Source organism: Albidovulum denitrificans, from assembly GCF_002973535.1.
GTDB classification, from domain to species: Bacteria; Pseudomonadota; Alphaproteobacteria; order Rhodobacterales; family Rhodobacteraceae; genus Albidovulum; species Albidovulum denitrificans.
Map to the genome: position 1 here is coordinate 101,822 of NZ_PVEP01000003.1, position 17,372 is coordinate 119,193.

Consider the following 17,372-nt stretch of genomic DNA (forward strand, 5'->3'; position numbering starts at 1 on the left):
ATGCGAAAGACCCTGACAATTCTAGCTTTTGTGACCTCTCTGCCCGCCGGTGCGGCGTTTGCGGACGATGACTGCTTTGTCCCGATGGCCGACTGGCAGCCGCGCGAAGAGGTTGCGGCGCTGGCCGCCCGTCAGGGCTGGACCGTGCGGCGGATCAAGATCGACGATGGCTGCTACAAGATCGACGGCCGCGATGCCGAAGGGCGCAAGATCGAGGTGAAGGTTCAGCCCGGCACCCTTCAGATCGTCGAGTTCGAGTATGACGACGATGGACGCGGGAGGAAGGACCGTGACGACGACTGACGGGGCATCGGCCGGGGCGGGCGTGGTGCGGGTCTGGGACCCGATGGTGCGGGCGTTCCACTGGTCGCTTGTAGCAGCCTTCGCCATCGCCTGGCTTAGCGCGGATGAGGTACAGCCGGTCCATGAGGTCGCGGGCTACGTCGTCGCGGGCCTGATTGCCTTCCGGCTGGTCTGGGGGATGATCGGCGGGCGCTATGCGCGGTTCTCGCAGTTCGTGAAAGGGCCGGGATCGACGCTGGCCTATCTTCGCACGATGCTGCGCGGGGCCGAGCGGCGCCATATCGGGCATAATCCGGCAGGGGCCGCGATGATCGTCGCGCTGTTGCTAAGCCTGTCGGGGACCGCACTGACCGGTTGGCTGTCGGCAGACCCCGCGCGGGTCGCGATGCTGCCCGCCATGCCGCAGATCGTCACCCCCGCCTGGGCCGATGACGACCGGGAAGAGGAGGGTGAAGAGGGCGCGCTGGAGGATCTGCATGAGGTGCTGGCCAATCTGACGCTTCTCCTCGTCGCGTTTCATGTCGGCGGGGTTCTTCTGTCTTCGCTTCGCCACCGGGAAAACCTTGTCCGCGCCATGGTCACCGGCCGGAAGCGCGCGCCCGGCGGCGACGACATCGCCTGATTTTCGTCCCGACCACTTGTCCCACTCGTGGTCCCACTGGCCCCGCCCTGTCCCGGCGGGGCCTTTTTTCTTCCTGACGGCAAGCTGAAGCAGAAATGTCCCGACTGTCAGGAACCTCTCAGCTTGGGGGCCGAGATTGCCCGCATCTGATCCAAGGAGACCTGATAATGAAGACCCCTTCCCCGCTGCTCTTTGCCTCCACCGCGCTGACCATGGCGCTTTCGCTACCGGCCTTTGCCGCCTCGCCTTTCGCGGGCGTTGCCGACGGGTCCGGCCGTGCGTCCTCGGCCACGATGCCGGGCGATGACGACGGAACCCTGCCGCTGATCCGTGTCAGCGATGACGACGATGATGACGACGATCACCGAGGCCGGACCCGTCACGGGCACGACGATGACGATGACGACGATGATGATGACGACGACGACTGTGACGACGGCCGGTGTCAGGGTGCAGGCGGCCGGGGCAACCCCGCACCGGCCGGTACGGTGGCGCCGCCCGCCAACGGTCTGTTCGGCAACGGCGCCCCGCCGAAGGCCGTGACCAACTGACCCCCCTGATCGCAGTTCAGACCGAAGGACCCGCTTATGAAATCCCTTCTTGCCACGCTTGCCCTTTCCACCGCCCTGACGCTGCCGGGCCTTGCCATGGCGCGCCCCGTCACCCTGACCACCACGATGAACAGCTATGGTGGCGACGGGGCCTATCTTGCGCTTTACGTCACCGACACCTCTGGCGCCTATGTGGGCAGCCTTTGGATGGCGGGCGGAAAGTCGAAATACTACCAGCACCTGAGCGGCTGGTATGCCGCGACGGGCGGCGACCCCGCGCAGATCAACGGCATCACCGGGGCCAGCGTCGGCGCGGGCCGCACGCTCAAGGTCTCGCTGGATCTGGCCGATGCGCTCTTCGATGCGGGCTACACGCTGCATATCGACGCCGCGGTCGAGGATATGCGCGAAAGCCCGGATGAGATCGCGGTACCGCTGACTGCCGATGGCGCTGGCAAGCCCGTGCAGGGCCGTCGCTACATCTCAAGCTTCACCTACGAGTAAGACGGGGGCGATCCCATGATCCGCGCGCTTCACCGCTGGCCGGGGCTTCTGGCCCTTGCCTTTCTCACCGTCCTCGCGCTGAGCGGCGCGGCGCTGTCGGTCTTCCCGGCGGCCGAGCGGATGTCGGCGCCGCAGGCGATGGCGGGGCAGAGCGTCGCCGATCTGGCGGCGCGTGTCGCCGCCCGCCATCCGGGGCTGGAGGAGATCCGCCGCGCGCCGTCGGGCAAGATCACCGCCTGGTGGTTCGCGGGCGGCACGCCGGGATCTGCCGTAGTGGACCCGGCGACCGGCGCGGATCTGGGGTCGGCCGACCCCAACCCGGTGCAGCGCTGGCTGACCAACCTGCACCGCTCGCTTTTCCTCGGCGATGCCGGGCGGCTGACGATGGCGGCCGGGGCGGCCGCGATGCTGATCCTGGCGATGTCGGGGGCGGCGCTGGTTGCGCGGCGGACCGGCGGCTGGCGGCGCTGGTTCGCGCCGCTGCGCGGCCCGCGCGCCGGGCGGCTGCATGTGGAACTGGCGCGGATCGCGGTCGTTGGCCTGTCGCTGTCGGCGACCACGGCACTTTGGATGACGGCGTCGACCTTCAACCTGCTGCCCGACAACGCCGCCCCTCCGGCCGCGCCCGCCACCGTCAGCGGCCAGACGGGATTTCCGCTTGATCAGATGGCGGCGCTGCGCGACGTGCCGGTCGATACCCTGCGCAAGCTGAGCTTTCCCTTTGAGAATGACGCGCAGGATGTCTTCACCCTGCACACCGACACCGGCACCGGGCTGATCGACCAGGGGACCGGCGCGCTGGTCGGCTGGACGGATCAGACAGCGGGGCAGCGGGTATCGGAGATCGTCTACATGCTGCACACCGGCGAGGGCGCGGCGGTTCTTGGCCTGATCCTTGGCCTGATCGCGCTGAGCCTTCCCGTGATGGGCGTGACCGGGGTCATGATCTGGGCCGCCGGGCGGCGCGGGCGACCCCGGATTGCGCAGAATGCAGCGGCAGGACGGGCCGAAACGGTAATCCTCGTCGGCTCTGAAAGCGGCAGCACCTGGGGGTTCGCGGCGACGCTGGCGAAGGCGTTGCAGACGGCCGGGCAGGCAGTGCGTGTCGCAGCGATGGCGGGCTTCGACCCGGCACGGCACCCGCGCGCCGAACGCTACCTGATCCTTGCCGCGACCTATGGCGAGGGCGACGCGCCCGCCTCGGCCAAGGGGTTCCTGAACGCCCTCACCGCTCTGGACCAGGCACCCAGCGCCCCTGTGGCCATTCTGGGCTTTGGCGACCGCAGCTTTCCCGCCTTCTGCGCCTTCGCGGCAGAGGTAGAGGCCGCCGCCCGCGACAAGCGGTGGGGGATGCTGCTGCCGATGGACGCGGTCGACCGCCAGTCGCCGCAGGACTTCGCGCGCTGGGGCCGTGCGCTTGGCGCGGCGATTGGCCTGACGCTTGAGCTTGACCATCACCCCGCGCGGCCCGAGGCGGAAAGCCTGACCCTGATCTCGCGCCGCGACCATGGGGCCGAGGTGCAGGCCCCGACCGCGATCCTGCGCTTCGCGCTGCCGAGGGCGGGGCTTTGGGCGCGCCTCACCGGGCGGGGGATCACGCGCTTTCAGGCCGGCGACCTTCTGGGCATCGTGCCTGAGGGCGCGACCGTCCCGCGTTTCTATTCGCTGGCCTCGGGCAGCCGGGACGGGTTTGTCGAGGTGGTGGTGAAGAAGCATCCGGGCGGGCTTTGTTCCGGTCAGTTGATGGACCTGGCGCCGGGGGACACCGTGCAGGCCTTCCTGCGCCGCAATCCGGGCTTCCGCGCCGGGCGTGGCGACGCGCCGCTGATCCTGATCGGCGCGGGGACCGGCATCGGGCCGCTTGCCGGGTTCATCCGCGCCAATGATCGGGGTCGGCCCGTGCATCTTTTCTTCGGGATGCGCCACCCGGACAGCGATTTCCTCTACCGCGAGGATCTGGGCGGCTGGCAGGACGACGGGCGGCTGGCCAGCCTGACCACCGCCGTCTCGCGCGGGGCGCGCCCGCATTATGTGCAGGACGCGCTGAGGATGGAGGCCACGCAGGTGGCCGAGGCGATCCGCAAGGGCGCGAAGGTCATGGTCTGTGGCGGGCGCGACATGGCGCAGGGGGTGGCGAAGGCGCTGGACGAAATCCTTGCGCCCTTCGGCCTGACCCCCGCAACACTGAAAGCCGAGGGGCGCTATGTCGAAGATGTTTACTGATCCCGCCCGCCACGCCCTGAACGGGCCGACGATGGGGACCCGCTGGTCGGCGCTGTTCTTCGCGCAGCCCGGCCTTGACCCCGCCCCTTTGCAGGCGGCACTTCAGGCGGCCGTCGATGCGGTCGATGCGCAGATGTCGCTTTGGAAGCCTGCCAGTGACCTGATGCGCCTGAACGCGGCGCCGGTGGGGGACTGGCAGCAGGTGCCGCCCGATCTGGCCCGCGTCCTTGGGCTGGGGATCGCCATCGGGCGCGCCTCGGGCGGGGCGTTCGACATGGGGATGGGTGACGCGGTGCGCGCCTGGGGCTTTGGTCCGCAGGACGCCGATCCGCAGGCGATCCGGGCCGCGATGGCCACCCGGCGCGCGCCCGCGCATGAGGTGATCGAGATGGAGGGCGACCGGGTGCGCAAGATCGCCCCTGTGGCGCTGGACCTGAACGGGATCGCCAAAGGCCATGGCGTCGACCGTCTGGCCGAGGTGCTGCGCGCCCATGGCATCCGTGACGCGCTGGTGGGGATCGACGGAGAGATGCGGGCGCTTGGCCTGCGCCCCGACGGCGCCCCCTGGACCATCGCGGTCGAGGCCCCGTTCGCGGGCCGCCGCGTGCCGCATTCGATCCTGGGGCTTCAGGATGCCGCCGTCGCGACCTCGGGCGATTATCGCCACTGGGTCGATGTGCAGGGCCGCCGCCTGTCGCATACGATGGACCCGCATCGGGGGGCGCCGCTGTTGTCCTCGCCCGCTTCGGTCACCGTGATCGCCGCCACCTGTGCCGAGGCCGACGCCTGGGCAACGGCCCTGATGGTCGCAGGTGCCGAGAAAGGCGCGCGGATGGCGGAGCAGGCCGGGCTTGACGCCCTCTTCCTTCTGCGCGCGCCCGATGGCGCGGTGGAAAGCCACCCCGTCGGCCGCCTGTTTTCGGGTGACGCCGGGACGATGGCACCGCCCCCCGCCGCGTGACCCGATCCGCCGGGGCGGCCCGTCACCGCCCGGCCCCCGTCGCGCCACATGCTTGACCTTCGCCCCATGCCTCGGCTACGCGGACTGCAACCCATTTCAGCGAGGTTTCCATGGCCAATCCTTCCCTACTCATTCTCGCCGGCGACGGCATCGGCCCCGAGGTGATGGCCGAGGTCAAGAAGATCATTGGCTGGTTCGGCGCCAAGCGCGACATCGCCTTTGACGTCAGCGAGGATCTGGTCGGCGGCTGCGCCTATGACAAGCATGGCACGCCGCTGGCGGATGAGACGATGGCGAAGGCGCAAGAGGTCGATGCGGTGTTGCTTGGCGCCGTCGGCGGGCCGAAATACGACAAGCTCGACTTCTCCGTCAAACCGGAACGCGGTCTCTTGCGGCTCCGCAAGGAGATGGACCTTTACGCCAACCTGCGCCCGGCCCAGTGCTTTGACGCGCTGGCCGATTTTTCCTCGCTGAAAAAGGACGTCGTCGCGGGCCTCGACATCATGATCGTGCGCGAACTGACCTCGGGCGTCTATTTTGGCGAGCCGCGCGGCATCTTCACCGAGGGCAACGAACGGGTGGGCATCAACACCCAGCGCTATACGGAATCCGAGATCGCGCGCGTCGCGCGGTCGGCCTTCGAACTGGCGAAGCGGCGGGACAACAAGGTCTGCTCGATGGAGAAGGCCAATGTGATGGAATCCGGGGTTCTCTGGCGCGAGGTCGTGCAAGAGGTCCACGACAAGGAATACCCGGATGTGGAGCTGTCGCACATGTATGCCGACGCGGGCGCCATGCAATTGACCCGCTGGCCGAAGCAGTTCGACGTGATCGTGACCGACAACCTGTTCGGCGACCTGCTGTCCGACCTTGCCGCGATGCTGACCGGCAGCCTTGGCATGCTGCCCTCGGCCAGCCTCGGCGCGCCGATGGCGAACGGTCGGCCCAAGGCGCTTTATGAGCCGGTCCACGGCTCTGCCCCCGACATCGCCGGGCAGGGCAAGGCCAACCCGATCGCCTGCATCCTGTCCTTCGCGATGGCGCTGCGCTATTCCTTCGACCTTGGGGATGAGGCGACGCGGGTCGAGAAGGCGGTTGAGAAGGTCTTGGCAGACGGTCTGCGCACCGCCGACCTGATGGGGCCTGAGGGCGGCAAGCCGGTTTCGACCTCGGAAATGGGCGACGCGGTCGTCAAGGCGCTGGATACCTCTCTCTGAATTTCACATTCAGGACAAAATGATCTGAGAACAGGGCGTTACTGACGCCCTTTTTTCTTGAGGTCATTGATGAGAACCCTTCTCGCCGCCGCCGTTGTCGCGGTCCTTTCGGCCCCTGCGGCCCTTGCCGCCAGCTTCGAGGAGATGTTCCCCGGCGTGGCCGAACAGATGCCCGAGGACCTGCGTCCGGGTCTTGAGGCGATGGATCTGAAGCAGGGCCACACCCGGATCGGCGCGATCGCCTCCATCGACGTGCCTGAGGGGTATTATTTCCTTGGCCCCAAGGATGCCGCGTTCGTCCTGACGACGCTTTGGGGCAATCCCGACGCCTCGCAGACGCTGGGCATGCTGTTCCCGCGCGACCGCAGCCCGGTGGACGGCGCCACATGGGGCGCGGAGATCACGTTTGACGAGATCGGCTATGTCTCGGACGAGGATGCCAAGGGCTATGACTATGACGCGCTGCTGCGCGACATGCAGGCCGACACGAAGGAAGACAACAAATGGCGGGACCAGAACGGCTATGCCCGTGTCGATCTTCTGGGCTGGGCGGCGGAACCGCATTACGATCTGGAAAGCCGCAAGCTTTACTGGGCCAAGCGCCTGAAATTCGCCGATAACGAGGGCGAGACGCTGAACTACAACATCCGCGCCCTGGGGCGGAAGGGCGTGCTGGTGGTCAATTTCATCGCCGGGATGGACCAGTTCGACGATGTCGAGGCGGCCGTGCCGGACGTGCTGACCATGGTCAACTTCACCGACGGCAACCGCTATAGCGACTTTGATCCGAAGATCGACACCGTCGCGGCGGTCGGCATCGGCGGGCTGATCGCGGGCAAGGTTCTGGCCAAGACCGGGCTACTGGCGATGGGCCTCGTGTTTCTGAAGAAATTCGGCGTGGTCCTGCTGCTGCCGCTTCTCGGGCTGAAGAGGCTTTTCTCCCGCCGGGGCAAGGACTGACCCTCGGCCCCGCGACCGAGCCAGAGGGGTTGAACCTTTCCGCAGACAGGTTCAAACGGAGATGGTAGCGGTATCGCGGCGGAGGAGCGAGCATGTCCCACAACGTGAGAGGAGCCCTTCTGGCGCTGATCGCGATGGGCATATTCGCCACCCATGACGTCGTGGTGAAAACTCTGGGCGAGCATTACTCGGCGGTCCAGATCGTCTTTTTTGCCGCCCTTCTCAGCTTTCCCATCGTCAGCGTGATCCTTCTGAACGACGGGAAAGAGGCGAACCTCAGGCCGCGCCATCCGTGGTGGGTGTCGTTTCGCATGGTGCTGACGGTCATCACCGGCGTGACGGCCTTTTACGCCTTCTCGGTCCTGCCGTTGGCGCAGGTCTATGTGATCCTCTTTTCCTCGCCGCTGCTGGTCACCATCCTGGCTATCCCGATCCTGGGCGAACGGGTGGGCTTTCACCGCTGGGCCGCGGTCGTGGCAGGGCTGATCGGCGTCATCATCGTGATGCGGCCGGGTCAGGCCCCGCTGTCGGCGGGCCACCTCGCGGCCCTTGTGGCGGCGGTCTGCGGGGCGGCGGCCTCGGTCATCGTACGCAAGATCGGGGCCGAGGAACGGTCGGTCGTGCTGCTTCTCTATCCGATGATCGGCAACTTCGTCGGCATGGGCCTTGCCCTGCCCTTCGTCTACAAGCCGATGCCGATCGAGCATCTGGGGCTTCTCGGCGTCATCGCCGTCTTTGGCCTGACCGCGTCCTTCCTCGTGATCCTGGCCTATCGGTCGGGCGAGGCGGCGATCGTCGCGCCGATGCAGTACAGCCAGATCCTCTGGGCCACGGGCTATGGCTATGTCCTGTTCAAGGAACGGCTGGACCTGCCGACGGCGATTGGCGCGGGTGTCATCATCGCCTCGGGCCTCTACATCGTCTTCCGCGAAAGCCGGAAGGGGATTTCGGCCAACAGGCCCGTCACCCAGACGCGGGTGCGGCCCGAAACCGTCACCGCGCCCCGGTCGAGCATCTTGCAGCGCGTCCTTCCCCTGCGCCGCGGGGTCGGCGAGTAAGCGAAACAACCCCGCCGTAGCCCCTTGCCAAAGCGCCCGAGTCGCGTTAGTCCCGCGCCCACGGTCGGAGCGTAGCGCAGCCTGGTAGCGCACCTGCTTCGGGAGCAGGGGGTCGGAGGTTCGAATCCTCTCGCTCCGACCAATTATCCCGATGTCGATAGTCACGGCATTTGCCCTTTCGGGTCACAAAATGCCCCTTGGGCGCCCCGCGCCTTGGCTCGCTTTGCCCGCCGCTAGAGGGAAAACACCTTATCTGCACCCGCCGCGCGGGTGCGCCGGTTCATAAAAACCTAGAGGTCGGTGCTGAGCCCTTCGCGGTCGCTCCCCCTGCCCGGAACCAAGGCGCGTCCCGCGCCGCCGGGCATCGCCCGACCGCCCCACCGGGAGGGCAATGCCCGGCCTTTCAAACGGCAGCTTCGTCCGCATAGCTGCCCCTCGGGCCGCGCCCACATCGGACAAATCCCCTGACGAAAAAGGGCGCTTTCGTTGCCGATCCAAAATCGGCCCGCGTGTTTTCAAGGGGTTGCCGAAGTCCGAAAGGACAAATCCGGTGCCGCTCGACGCCCGGCATCGAAAACTCTCAGAGTTCCGGCCAGGTCGGGATGGGGCGACGGCGCCCTTCCGCAGGGGCGTGGCGATCCGCGATACCGGCGAAGCTGGTTATTGCCGCCCGGCACGTCCCTTGCCTGCTGGTCCCGCGAATTCGGACGGTTCCCCGTTAACAGGGCGCAAATACATCGCGCGTAACGTCCCCTTGGGATGAACCCGGCCGCTTTTCGCGCCCGTGCGGTGTCGTACCGTGCCTTGCTGGGCGGCCGGTCCACGACCGGAACGAACGGGAGGGCGGCGGCATCATATGGCCGCTGCCTGCCGGTGCCGTCGGCCCTTCATCCCATGTGACACCGCCCTCTGCCAGGCAGATTTGACAAGCGAGGCCGGTAATGGCGACGATATTCGACGTTTTCTATCTGGGAACGGTTGCCGCCCTTGACCCCACCGAGGGCAATACGACCGCCGAAAACGCGGCAAGTCTCCTCGGGGCGACCTTCGGTTCGCGGACCGATCCGCTCTTCTCGGCCGTTCAGACCCTCGCGCCCGTCAGCTATTCAGGCGGCAGCAGCACCGCCTATGACACCGACAACCTCGCCGCGAACGACACGTTCAGCATCGACGGCGGGGCGGCGCAGACCTTCGACACGCTCGTCATCTACAACGCCACCATTACCTATGCCGATGGCAGCACCGCGATCATCACCGCCAATGTGATGCAGGACACCGCCGGCAATCTCTACCTGGTGCCGGAGACGACCTATAACACCGACCAGACCGCGCTTGAGGCCGCGCCGATCCGGTCGCTGACACTGGACAGCGTCGCTGGCGCGACCAGCAACATGACCGCCGACCGCTACGCCGCGACCTATGTCACGGGCGTTGAAGGCACGACCGGCAATGACAGCATGGGCGTCGGCTATACCGATGCCGACGGCGACCAGATCACCACCGGCGATGACCTGATCTATGGCGGCGACGGCAACGACACCATCGACGGCGGGGCAGGCAACGACAGCATCTTTGGCGGTGACGGGAACGACTCGATCACCGGCGGGGCGGGCAATGACAGCCTGGTGGGCGGCGCGGGCGACGACTATTTCAACGAGGCCGAGGGCGGCTAGGACACGATTGACGGCGGCGAGGGCTATGACACCTTCGACGCGCGCGGGTTCACGACGGGCACCCTGTCGATCAGCTTCGACAATATCGAAGAAATCTATGGGACGAATAACAACGACTACTGGAACTGGGCTGCCGGAGATGTCCTGTTCCACGGCGGCACGGGCAGCAGCACGATCAACGCCGGTACAGGCGACGACACGCTGTTGGGCGGCGCGGGTAATGACCTGCTGCGCGGTGGCGATGGGTCCGATATCTTTATCTTCGCGGATGGGTTCGGCGATGACACCATCGTCGGCGGGACGGGCGGGACCAATTACGATACGCTTGATTTCTCCGCCGTCACCTCGCCGCTGACCGTGGTCTATTCAGGCGACGGGGCCGGAACGGTCACCGACGCCACCTATACCGTCACCTTCAGCGAAATCGAGCATCTCATCCTGACCGCGCAACCGGATCTGGTCGATGCGTCGGCCGACACGGCAGGGACGGAAATCGCCGCCGGATCGGGCAATGATACCATCACCGGCGGCGCGGGCAACGACGTTATCTGGGGCGGTGACGACAACGACCTGATCCATGGCGGCGGCGGGGACGATCACCTTTCCGCAGGCAACGGCAATGACACGGTCCATGGCGATGCCGGTAACGATTCGCTTTGGGGCGGCACCGGCGACGATCTGATCTATGGCGGGACCGGGGACGACTATCTTGAGGGCGAGGCAGGCAGCAACACGCTCGACGGTGGCGACGGGTCCGACACCTTCAGCGTCAGCGACGGGGATACCGGCACCACCATCATCGGTGGTGAGGGCGGTTCGGACGCTGACACGCTCCTCCTGAGGTCCACTACATCGACGTCCGGGGTCACCGTTACCTTCACGGGTGACGAGGCCGGGACATTCTCATTTGACGGAACGGCGGGCAGCGGCACCTTCACGCAGGTCGAGGCCATCTGGGGTACGGTCTATGACGACCTGATCGACGCTTCGGCGTCGAGTACCGGGCAGATACTGGGAGGTGACGGGGGCGCCGACCGCATCATCGGCGGCACGGGCGCCGATACGCTCTATGGCAACGCTGGCAACGACACGCTGATCGGCGGCGCGGGGGCCGACGTGCTTGACGGCGGATCGGGGCTGGATATTGCCGACTATTCCACCTCGACGGCGGGGGTGAATGTCAACCTTGGCGCCGGGGTTGGCAGCGGTGGCGATGCCGAAGGCGACAGCTTCCTTGGCATCGATGGCGCCATCGGATCGGATTACAACGATACCCTTTCCGGCTACGATCCGACCTTCACCGAGGAGGGACAGACCTTCTCCAACATGTTCGATGGCGGGGCCGGGGACGACTACATCCTTGGCTACGGCGGCGAAGACACGCTTTACGGCGGCGCGGGTGACGACACCCTCGTCGGCGGTCAGGGCAACGACCTGCTGAGCGGCGGCGGCGGGAACGATACCTTCCTTTACGCGATCGGCAACGGGGCCGACACGATCACCGATTTCAACGCGGGCAATACCGGCGCGCTGGATGACGGCGATGCCACCAACAACGATTTCATCGACCTTACCCCGTATTACGACAACCTTGCAGAGCTTTATGCCGACCAGGCCGATGACGGCATCCTGAATCAATCGAACACGACCGATGCCAATGGCCGCGTCGTCGATTATTCGGACAACACCCAGTTTGGCACAAGCAGCCTTACCTTTACCGGGGCCACGGCCAACAACACCTTCTTCACCGCCGAAAATACCGGCGTCACCTGCTATCTTGCCGGAACCCGCATCCTGACCCCGGAGGGTGAGGTGCCGATCGAGCGTCTTCGCGTGGGGGACCTTGTGACGACCCGCGATCATGGCGCACAGCCGATCCGCTGGATCGGCGTGTCCGAGGTGATCGTGACGCCCCCGGTCGCGCCGATCCATATCGGTGCCGGTGCGCTTGGCCCCAGCCTGCCGCGGCGCGATCTTTACGTTTCGCCGCAGCACCGGATGCTTGTGCGCTCGCGCATCGTGGAGAGGATGATGGGCGTGGACGAGGGGCTGGTGGCGGCGAAAAAGCTGACCGCGTTGCCCGGCATTTCGGCCATCGGGGCGACCGGGCGGCTGCGCTACCATCACCTGATGTGCGACGCGCATGAGATCATCTTTGCCGAAGGGGGGCATCGGAAACGCTTTTGCCCGGCCCGCAGGCCCGCAAGATGCTGGGCGCCGACGCCTGGGCGGAGCTTTCGGCGATCTTTCCCGACCTGGCCGTCGATGCGCCCGCGCCCACCCCCGCGCGGCCGATCCTTCAGGGGCCGCGCCTGCGGCGGATGGTCGAACGGCACGGGCGCAACGCCCCGGCCCCTGTTCGAGACCGCGCCCCTCTGACCGACAGCGCCGCGCGACGGCCCTATGCGGGCTGACCCGGCAGCGCCGGGCGCGAAGCGTCCCGTCGTTCTGCGATTCGGCGCGTTTCCGGGCGGGCCGCATGGCAAACCGTGCCGCCGCGCGCCCTGTCGGGGCCGCCCCACGGCAACGCCGACCCTTTTCCCGACCGATCCTACGTAGCCTCTCAATATCCGTATTGCAAAACTAAATTCCGTATATCAGAATTAATAGCAAGACACGCTGGCGGAGGAGAAGGGCGACATGAGAACGAATGAAGGCGTCATCGCGACGTTCATCGAGGCGGGCATCACGCGGGGCTTCACACTGCCCGGCCTTGGCATCACCTGGTCGCTCCCGGCCTTCCACGACCGCAAGTCGGAATTCGACCTCGTGCTGGCGCGGACCGAACAGTCCGCCTCGGTCATGGCGCAGGTCGCGGGCAAGCTGACGGGCAAGCCCGGCCTTCTGATGGCGCAGGGTCCCTTCGCGACGACCACCGGCGCCTTCGGTATTCTCGAGGCCTATTTCTCGTCCTCGCCCATGGTCATCATGACCGACACCTCCTGCTATGACGGTTTCGCGCAATACGGCGTCTACCAGACGATGACCGGCGATTACGGCGCGGGCGACGCCTTTGCCGTCCTCAAGACGATGACCAAGTTCGCGACCTATGCCACCACCCCGGCCGAGGCCGTCTATGGCACGCAGATGGCCATCAAGCACGCGATGACGCCGCGCCAGGGACCGGCCGCCATGGTCATGCGCACCAACATCATCCGCGAGGAGATCCCGGAGCAGACCCGCGCGGCGCTTTACCCGACCGAGGGCTATCTGCGCCACACGCCGATGGTGCCGGACCGCGCCGCGCTGGACAGGATCGCCGCCACGCTGGCCGGGGCGAAGACCCCGGTCATCATCGCGGGCAACGGCATCTACATGAGCCGCTCGGGAGAGAAGTTGCAGGCGCTGGCCACCCGCGACGGGATCGCCGTCGCCTCAAGCTATCACGGCAAGGGGACGATCGACGAAACCACCGACATCGCGGTCGGCATGATGGGCAACTGGGCCGCGGCGGCCGCCAACCGGATGGTTCAGGCGGCCGATGTGATCCTTGTCCTGGGGTGCAGCCTCGGGCCGGAATACACCCGGTTCCGCGACACCCGGATGATGCGGCCCAGCGACCAGACGATCATCCAGGTCGATATCGACCCGTTGCAGGCAGGCTGGGTCATGCCGGTCGATCAGGCGGTGACGGCGGATGTCGCCGACGTGCTGGACTTTCTCCTGACCCGGAAGGGCGCCGAACCCGGCGTCGTGGCGGCGCGCAAGGACCGGATCGCGACGATCAAGCTTGAGAACGACTATGGCGTCCTGCCGGTCTATGACACCCGGCCCGGCACGGTGCATTACGCCGACATCATGCGCGGGCTGGGGGATTTCCTGACCGCCGACGATCTCTTGACGCTTGACGCAGGCACCAACCGGATCTGGGCAACCTCACGCCTGCCGCTGCGCCATCCGCATCAGTTGGTCGCGCCGGGCGGGATCGGCGGCATGGGGTGGAGTACGCCCGCCGCGACCGGGGCGAAGGTCGTCTGCCCGCAAAAGCGGGTGACGGGGGTGATCGGCGACGGCGGCTTCGTGATGACGATGGACGCCATCGCGACGGCGGCGGAACGGGGGCTGGACGTCGTTTACGTCGTCGCCAACAATGCCGGGCTTGGCATGGTGCGCGACAACCTCGGCAATCAGGCGATCGGCGTCGATTTCGCCGATCATGACTTCACCAAGGTGGCCGAAGGCCTGGGCGGCAGTGGCGTGACGGTGACCGAGGCGGATCAGATCGGCGACGCGCTGCGCGAGGCGCACAAGCGCGGCGGGCCGGTCGTGGTGGACGTCAAGGTCGATCCAGCCGCAAGCCACCGGGATTGTTCGGACTATGCCGACCTGCCGGAGGGCGCATTGCTCAAATAGCGGCGAGCGGGTCCGGCAAGTTGCCGGTGACTTGGCCGTCCGGCTAAGGTACACCGCTGGGATGAATGACGAAGCCGCCGGAAAACCCGTGAAGCCCCGCCGGGGCCGCCCGCGCCAGGACATCGGCGCGGCGGCCCTGAACGATGACCGGCCCTTTGTCAGTTCGCTGGCGCGGGGCATGTCGATCCTGCGCGCCTTCCGGGCCGAGGACAAGGTTCTGGGGACGCAGGCGCTTGCCGAACGGACAGGGCTTCACAAGACCACCGTGTCGCGCCTTCTGGGGACGCTGACCAAGCTTGGCTACCTGCGTTACATGCCCGAATACGGCAAATACGCGGTGTCGAACCAGGTTCTGACGCTGGGCTATGCGGCGCTGGGGCGGTTCGGCTTTGGCGAGTTGATCCGCGGCCGGATGGAGGAGATCGCCGCCAGCGGCGATTGCGTCGTCGCGCTGAGCGTGCGCGACGGGCTGGACATGATGTTCGTCGAGCTGATCCGCAAGCCGACGGCCGTTGCGCTGCATCTCAACGTCGGCTCCCGCATCCCGCTGGCGGAGTCCGCGCCGGGGCGCGCCTACCTTTGCGCCGCCGAGCCGGAGATCCGGGACCAGGCGTTCCGCGATCTGGAAAAGCTTCACGGCGCGGCGTGGAAGGCCGGGAAAGAGGCCGCCCTTCTGGCCGCGCTTGAGCGTATGAAGGTGCAGGGCCATTCCGATTCCTTCGGCGAATGGAAGGCCGAGCATAATGCCATCGGCATTCCCCTGCGCGATCCGCTGACCGGCGACATCTATACGCTGAGCGTTGGTGGCAATGCGGCCAACCTCCCGCCCGATCTGCTGCGGCGTGAACATCTGCCGAAACTGATGGGCGCGGCGCGCGACATCGCGGCACTGGGCGGCGGGGCGGTCTAGGTCCGTTCGCGCGCCCGAAGCCGTCGGACCAGCGGCCAAAGCAGGATCGCCGCCGTGATGATGAACAGCATCAGCGCGATGGGCCGCTGGAAGAAGGCGAGGGCATCGCCCCGCGTCAGGATCAGCCCCTGGCGCAGCGACATCTCGATCGTCGGACCCAGCACCATGCCGATCACGATCGGCGCGACGGGATAGCTGAAATACCGCAGGATCGCCCCCGCCACGCCCGCGCCAAAGGCGATCCAGACGTCGAAGAGGTTGCCGTTCACGCCGTAGGCCCCGACCGTCGAGATGATAAGGATGAGGCCGATCAGGATCGGCTCGGGGATGCGCAGGACGCGGGTGAAGATCGGGGCGCCCAGCGCGCCGATGGCGAACATCACCACGTTGACGATGACCAGCACCAGAAAGATCGCATAGATCAGGTCGAGGTGGTTGACGAAAAGCTGCGGCCCCGGCGCGACGCCCTGAATGACCAGCGCGCCCAGCATCACCGCCGTGACCGGATCGCCCGGAATGCCAAGCGCCAGCGTCGGGACCAGGGCGCTGCCCGTGACCGCGTTGTTGGCGCTTTCGCAGGCGACGAGGCCATCGGCCTCTCCCTTGCCGAAGTTCGCGCGCCGGGGCGAGGTTCGCTGCGCCTCGGAATAGGCGATGAAAGAGGCGGTCGCGGCGCCGGTGCCGGGCAGCGCGCCGACGAAGGAGCCGATCAGCGAGCCGCGCAGCAGCATGCCCAGCCGGGGGCGCCAGTCGGCCCAGCGCGGCAGCCGGAACCCGACGCGCATGTCCTTCGCGGCGGTCTTCCCGGCGTCAAGGTCGAGGACGCGCAGGAACATCTCGGAAAAGGCGAACAGCCCGACGATGACCGGGATCAGCCCGATCCCGGCGGTAAGCTGGAAGCTGTGGAAGGTGAAGCGCAGGTCGCCGGTGACAGGATCGGCGCCGATCATCGACAGGATGATGCCGATGCCGCCGGCCATCAGCCCCTTGGCCAGCGCGCCGGAGGAGACGCCCGCGATACAGGTCATCGCAAAAAGGCCCAGCGCGAAGTACTCGATCGGCGTGAACTGAAGCGAGAAGGTCGCCAGCGTCGGCCCGGCCAGCGCAAGGACGGCGACGGAGAAAAGCCCGCCCAGCGTCGAGGCCGCCGTCACCCAGCCGATGGCCAGGTCCGCCTCGCCGCGCTGGGCCATCGGAAACCCCTCCATCGCGGTGGCCGCCGATTGCGGCGTTCCCGGCGTGTTCAGCACGATGGCGGTGATCGACCCGCCATAGACCGACCCGCAATAGACGCCCAGCATCAGCGCAATGGCGGGGATCTGCGGCATGGCGAAGGTGAAGGGCAGCACCATGGTCAGCCCGAGGACAGAGCCAAGGCCCGGCAGCACGCCGACGATCACGCCGACGAAGGTCCCCGCGACGATGGCCAAAAGCGTCATCGGCGTCGCGATCTGCGTGACAGCGGTCAGTAACAACTCCATCGGCGCTCCTTTCTGGCTGGCGGTCCGGTCAGAAACCAAGCCCGAAGGGCGAGGCGGGCAGGATGATCAGAAAGATCTTCTCGAACAGCAGCCACACGGCGACGGCATAGCTGAGGGCGATCGCGGCCAGCATGAGGTAACCGCGCTGGCCCAGCAGGACCGGCACGAGACCCCCGAAAAGCACGCTTGCCAGCAGAAAGCCGATGACGCCGATGGCCGCGCAATAGGCCGCCGTCGCGAGGATGACAAAAATCATGCGGACAAGGGGGGCGCGTTCGGGCAAAAGCGCCGCCCTTTGCCTGATTCCGACAAGCAGCACCGGGATCAAAATCGCCATCCCCCCCAGAACGATACGGGGGAAGAAGTACGGCCCGCGCCCGCTGCTGGCCTGCGCGAAGGCGCTGGTCTTGCCGAAACTGGCGGCAAGAAACAGGGCCAGCGCGGCAACGAGAAGCGCGACGATCATGATTTCAGTCAACCGTCCGGCCCTTTGGCGGCGCGGCGACACCGCATCGCTTTCCAACCCCGGCGCATTGCCAGCATCCATGTCCCCTCC

Annotated in this window: 15 protein-coding genes and 1 tRNA gene; 14 read left to right on the forward strand and 2 right to left on the reverse strand. The window is 66.8% G+C overall.

All coding sequences use genetic code 11. The annotated features are described in order from the left end of the window. The 14 genes from LX70_RS09260 (at position 1) to LX70_RS09325 (ending at position 15,335) form a co-directional block, all read left to right on the forward strand. Positions 1–303, forward strand: coding sequence for a PepSY domain-containing protein (locus LX70_RS09260; protein WP_105514380.1), 303 nt, complete (start codon positions 1–3; stop codon positions 301–303). Continuing rightward, on the forward strand, positions 269–925 hold the full coding sequence (locus tag LX70_RS09265; protein WP_105514382.1) for a cytochrome b/b6 domain-containing protein: 657 nt from the start codon (positions 269–271) through the stop codon (positions 923–925). Before LX70_RS09260 ends, LX70_RS09265 begins: the two co-directional genes overlap by 35 nt. A 167-nt stretch (positions 926–1,092) precedes the next feature. Continuing rightward, a complete protein-coding gene (locus LX70_RS09270; protein WP_105514384.1) occupies positions 1,093–1,476 on the forward strand; it encodes a hypothetical protein in 384 nt (127 codons plus the stop codon). 36 nt (positions 1,477–1,512) lie between these two features. Continuing rightward, on the forward strand, positions 1,513–1,980 hold the full coding sequence (locus tag LX70_RS09275) for a DUF2271 domain-containing protein (protein WP_105514386.1): 468 nt from the start codon (positions 1,513–1,515) through the stop codon (positions 1,978–1,980). 15 nt (positions 1,981–1,995) lie between these two features. After that, complete coding sequence (locus tag LX70_RS09280; protein ID WP_105514388.1) at positions 1,996–4,203, forward strand: PepSY domain-containing protein; 2,208 nt, start codon at positions 1,996–1,998, stop codon at positions 4,201–4,203. Next, a complete protein-coding gene (locus LX70_RS09285) occupies positions 4,184–5,164 on the forward strand; it encodes an FAD:protein FMN transferase (RefSeq protein ID WP_105514390.1) in 981 nt (326 codons plus the stop codon). The genes LX70_RS09280 and LX70_RS09285 overlap by 20 nt, the downstream gene beginning before the upstream one ends. A 110-nt stretch (positions 5,165–5,274) precedes the next feature. Further along, positions 5,275–6,381: a 3-isopropylmalate dehydrogenase gene (gene leuB / locus LX70_RS09290; protein WP_105514393.1), complete on the forward strand. Its 1,107-nt coding sequence runs from the start codon at positions 5,275–5,277 to the stop codon at positions 6,379–6,381. Positions 6,382–6,450: 69 nt separating this feature from the next. Further along, a complete protein-coding gene (locus LX70_RS09295; RefSeq protein WP_105514395.1) occupies positions 6,451–7,341 on the forward strand; it encodes a DUF2167 domain-containing protein in 891 nt (296 codons plus the stop codon). Between the two features lie 92 nt (positions 7,342–7,433). After that, the gene (locus LX70_RS09300) at positions 7,434–8,399 is read left to right on the forward strand and encodes a DMT family transporter (RefSeq protein ID WP_105514397.1); all 966 of its coding nucleotides are present in this window, start codon (positions 7,434–7,436) and stop codon (positions 8,397–8,399) included. Between the two features lie 65 nt (positions 8,400–8,464). Further along, positions 8,465–8,541: transfer RNA gene (locus tag LX70_RS09305), tRNA-Pro, on the forward strand. Positions 8,542–9,340: 799 nt separating this feature from the next. Further along, the gene (locus LX70_RS09310) at positions 9,341–10,072 is read left to right on the forward strand and encodes a calcium-binding protein (protein ID WP_105514398.1); all 732 of its coding nucleotides are present in this window, start codon (positions 9,341–9,343) and stop codon (positions 10,070–10,072) included. A 144-nt stretch (positions 10,073–10,216) separates the two neighbouring features. Beyond that, complete coding sequence (locus tag LX70_RS09315) at positions 10,217–12,451, forward strand: Hint domain-containing protein (RefSeq protein WP_281260441.1); 2,235 nt, start codon at positions 10,217–10,219, stop codon at positions 12,449–12,451. 261 nt (positions 12,452–12,712) lie between these two features. After that, a complete protein-coding gene (locus LX70_RS09320; protein WP_105514400.1) occupies positions 12,713–14,425 on the forward strand; it encodes a thiamine pyrophosphate-binding protein in 1,713 nt (570 codons plus the stop codon). A gap of 61 nt (positions 14,426–14,486) precedes the next feature. Further along, the gene (locus LX70_RS09325) at positions 14,487–15,335 is read left to right on the forward strand and encodes an IclR family transcriptional regulator (protein WP_170076164.1); all 849 of its coding nucleotides are present in this window, start codon (positions 14,487–14,489) and stop codon (positions 15,333–15,335) included. Here the strand turns inward: LX70_RS09325 and LX70_RS09330 are convergent. Both LX70_RS09330 and LX70_RS09335 read right to left on the reverse strand, forming a co-directional pair. Continuing rightward, a complete protein-coding gene (locus LX70_RS09330) occupies positions 15,332–16,816 on the reverse strand; it encodes a tripartite tricarboxylate transporter permease (protein WP_105514402.1) in 1,485 nt (494 codons plus the stop codon). The two genes, LX70_RS09325 and LX70_RS09330, sit on opposite strands and share 4 nt — an antisense overlap. A gap of 28 nt (positions 16,817–16,844) precedes the next feature. Continuing rightward, positions 16,845–17,363 carry a tripartite tricarboxylate transporter TctB family protein gene (locus LX70_RS09335; protein WP_170076165.1) on the reverse strand — a complete coding sequence of 173 codons (519 nt, stop codon included), beginning with the start codon at positions 17,361–17,363 and terminating at the stop codon, positions 16,845–16,847. Between the last annotated feature and the right edge of the window lie 9 nt (positions 17,364–17,372).

Excerpts from the sequence above, each read along its gene's own strand:
- LX70_RS09260 (WP_105514380.1), top strand. The coding sequence starts at position 1 with ATGCGAAAGACCCTGACAATTCTAGCTTTTGTGACCTCTCTGCCCGCC.
- LX70_RS09265 (WP_105514382.1), top strand. The coding sequence starts at position 269 with ATGGACGCGGGAGGAAGGACCGTGACGACGACTGACGGGGCATCGGCC.
- LX70_RS09270 (WP_105514384.1), top strand. The coding sequence starts at position 1,093 with ATGAAGACCCCTTCCCCGCTGCTCTTTGCCTCCACCGCGCTGACCATG.
- LX70_RS09275 (WP_105514386.1), top strand. The coding sequence starts at position 1,513 with ATGAAATCCCTTCTTGCCACGCTTGCCCTTTCCACCGCCCTGACGCTG.
- LX70_RS09280 (WP_105514388.1), top strand. The coding sequence starts at position 1,996 with ATGATCCGCGCGCTTCACCGCTGGCCGGGGCTTCTGGCCCTTGCCTTT.
- LX70_RS09285 (WP_105514390.1), top strand. The coding sequence starts at position 4,184 with ATGTCGAAGATGTTTACTGATCCCGCCCGCCACGCCCTGAACGGGCCG.
- leuB (WP_105514393.1), top strand. The coding sequence starts at position 5,275 with ATGGCCAATCCTTCCCTACTCATTCTCGCCGGCGACGGCATCGGCCCC.
- LX70_RS09295 (WP_105514395.1), top strand. The coding sequence starts at position 6,451 with ATGAGAACCCTTCTCGCCGCCGCCGTTGTCGCGGTCCTTTCGGCCCCT.
- LX70_RS09300 (WP_105514397.1), top strand. The coding sequence starts at position 7,434 with ATGTCCCACAACGTGAGAGGAGCCCTTCTGGCGCTGATCGCGATGGGC.
- LX70_RS09310 (WP_105514398.1), top strand. The coding sequence starts at position 9,341 with ATGGCGACGATATTCGACGTTTTCTATCTGGGAACGGTTGCCGCCCTT.
- LX70_RS09320 (WP_105514400.1), top strand. The coding sequence starts at position 12,713 with ATGAGAACGAATGAAGGCGTCATCGCGACGTTCATCGAGGCGGGCATC.
- LX70_RS09325 (WP_170076164.1), top strand. The coding sequence starts at position 14,487 with ATGAATGACGAAGCCGCCGGAAAACCCGTGAAGCCCCGCCGGGGCCGC.
- LX70_RS09330 (WP_105514402.1), bottom strand. The coding sequence starts at position 16,816 with ATGGAGTTGTTACTGACCGCTGTCACGCAGATCGCGACGCCGATGACG.
- LX70_RS09335 (WP_170076165.1), bottom strand. The coding sequence starts at position 17,363 with ATGGATGCTGGCAATGCGCCGGGGTTGGAAAGCGATGCGGTGTCGCCG.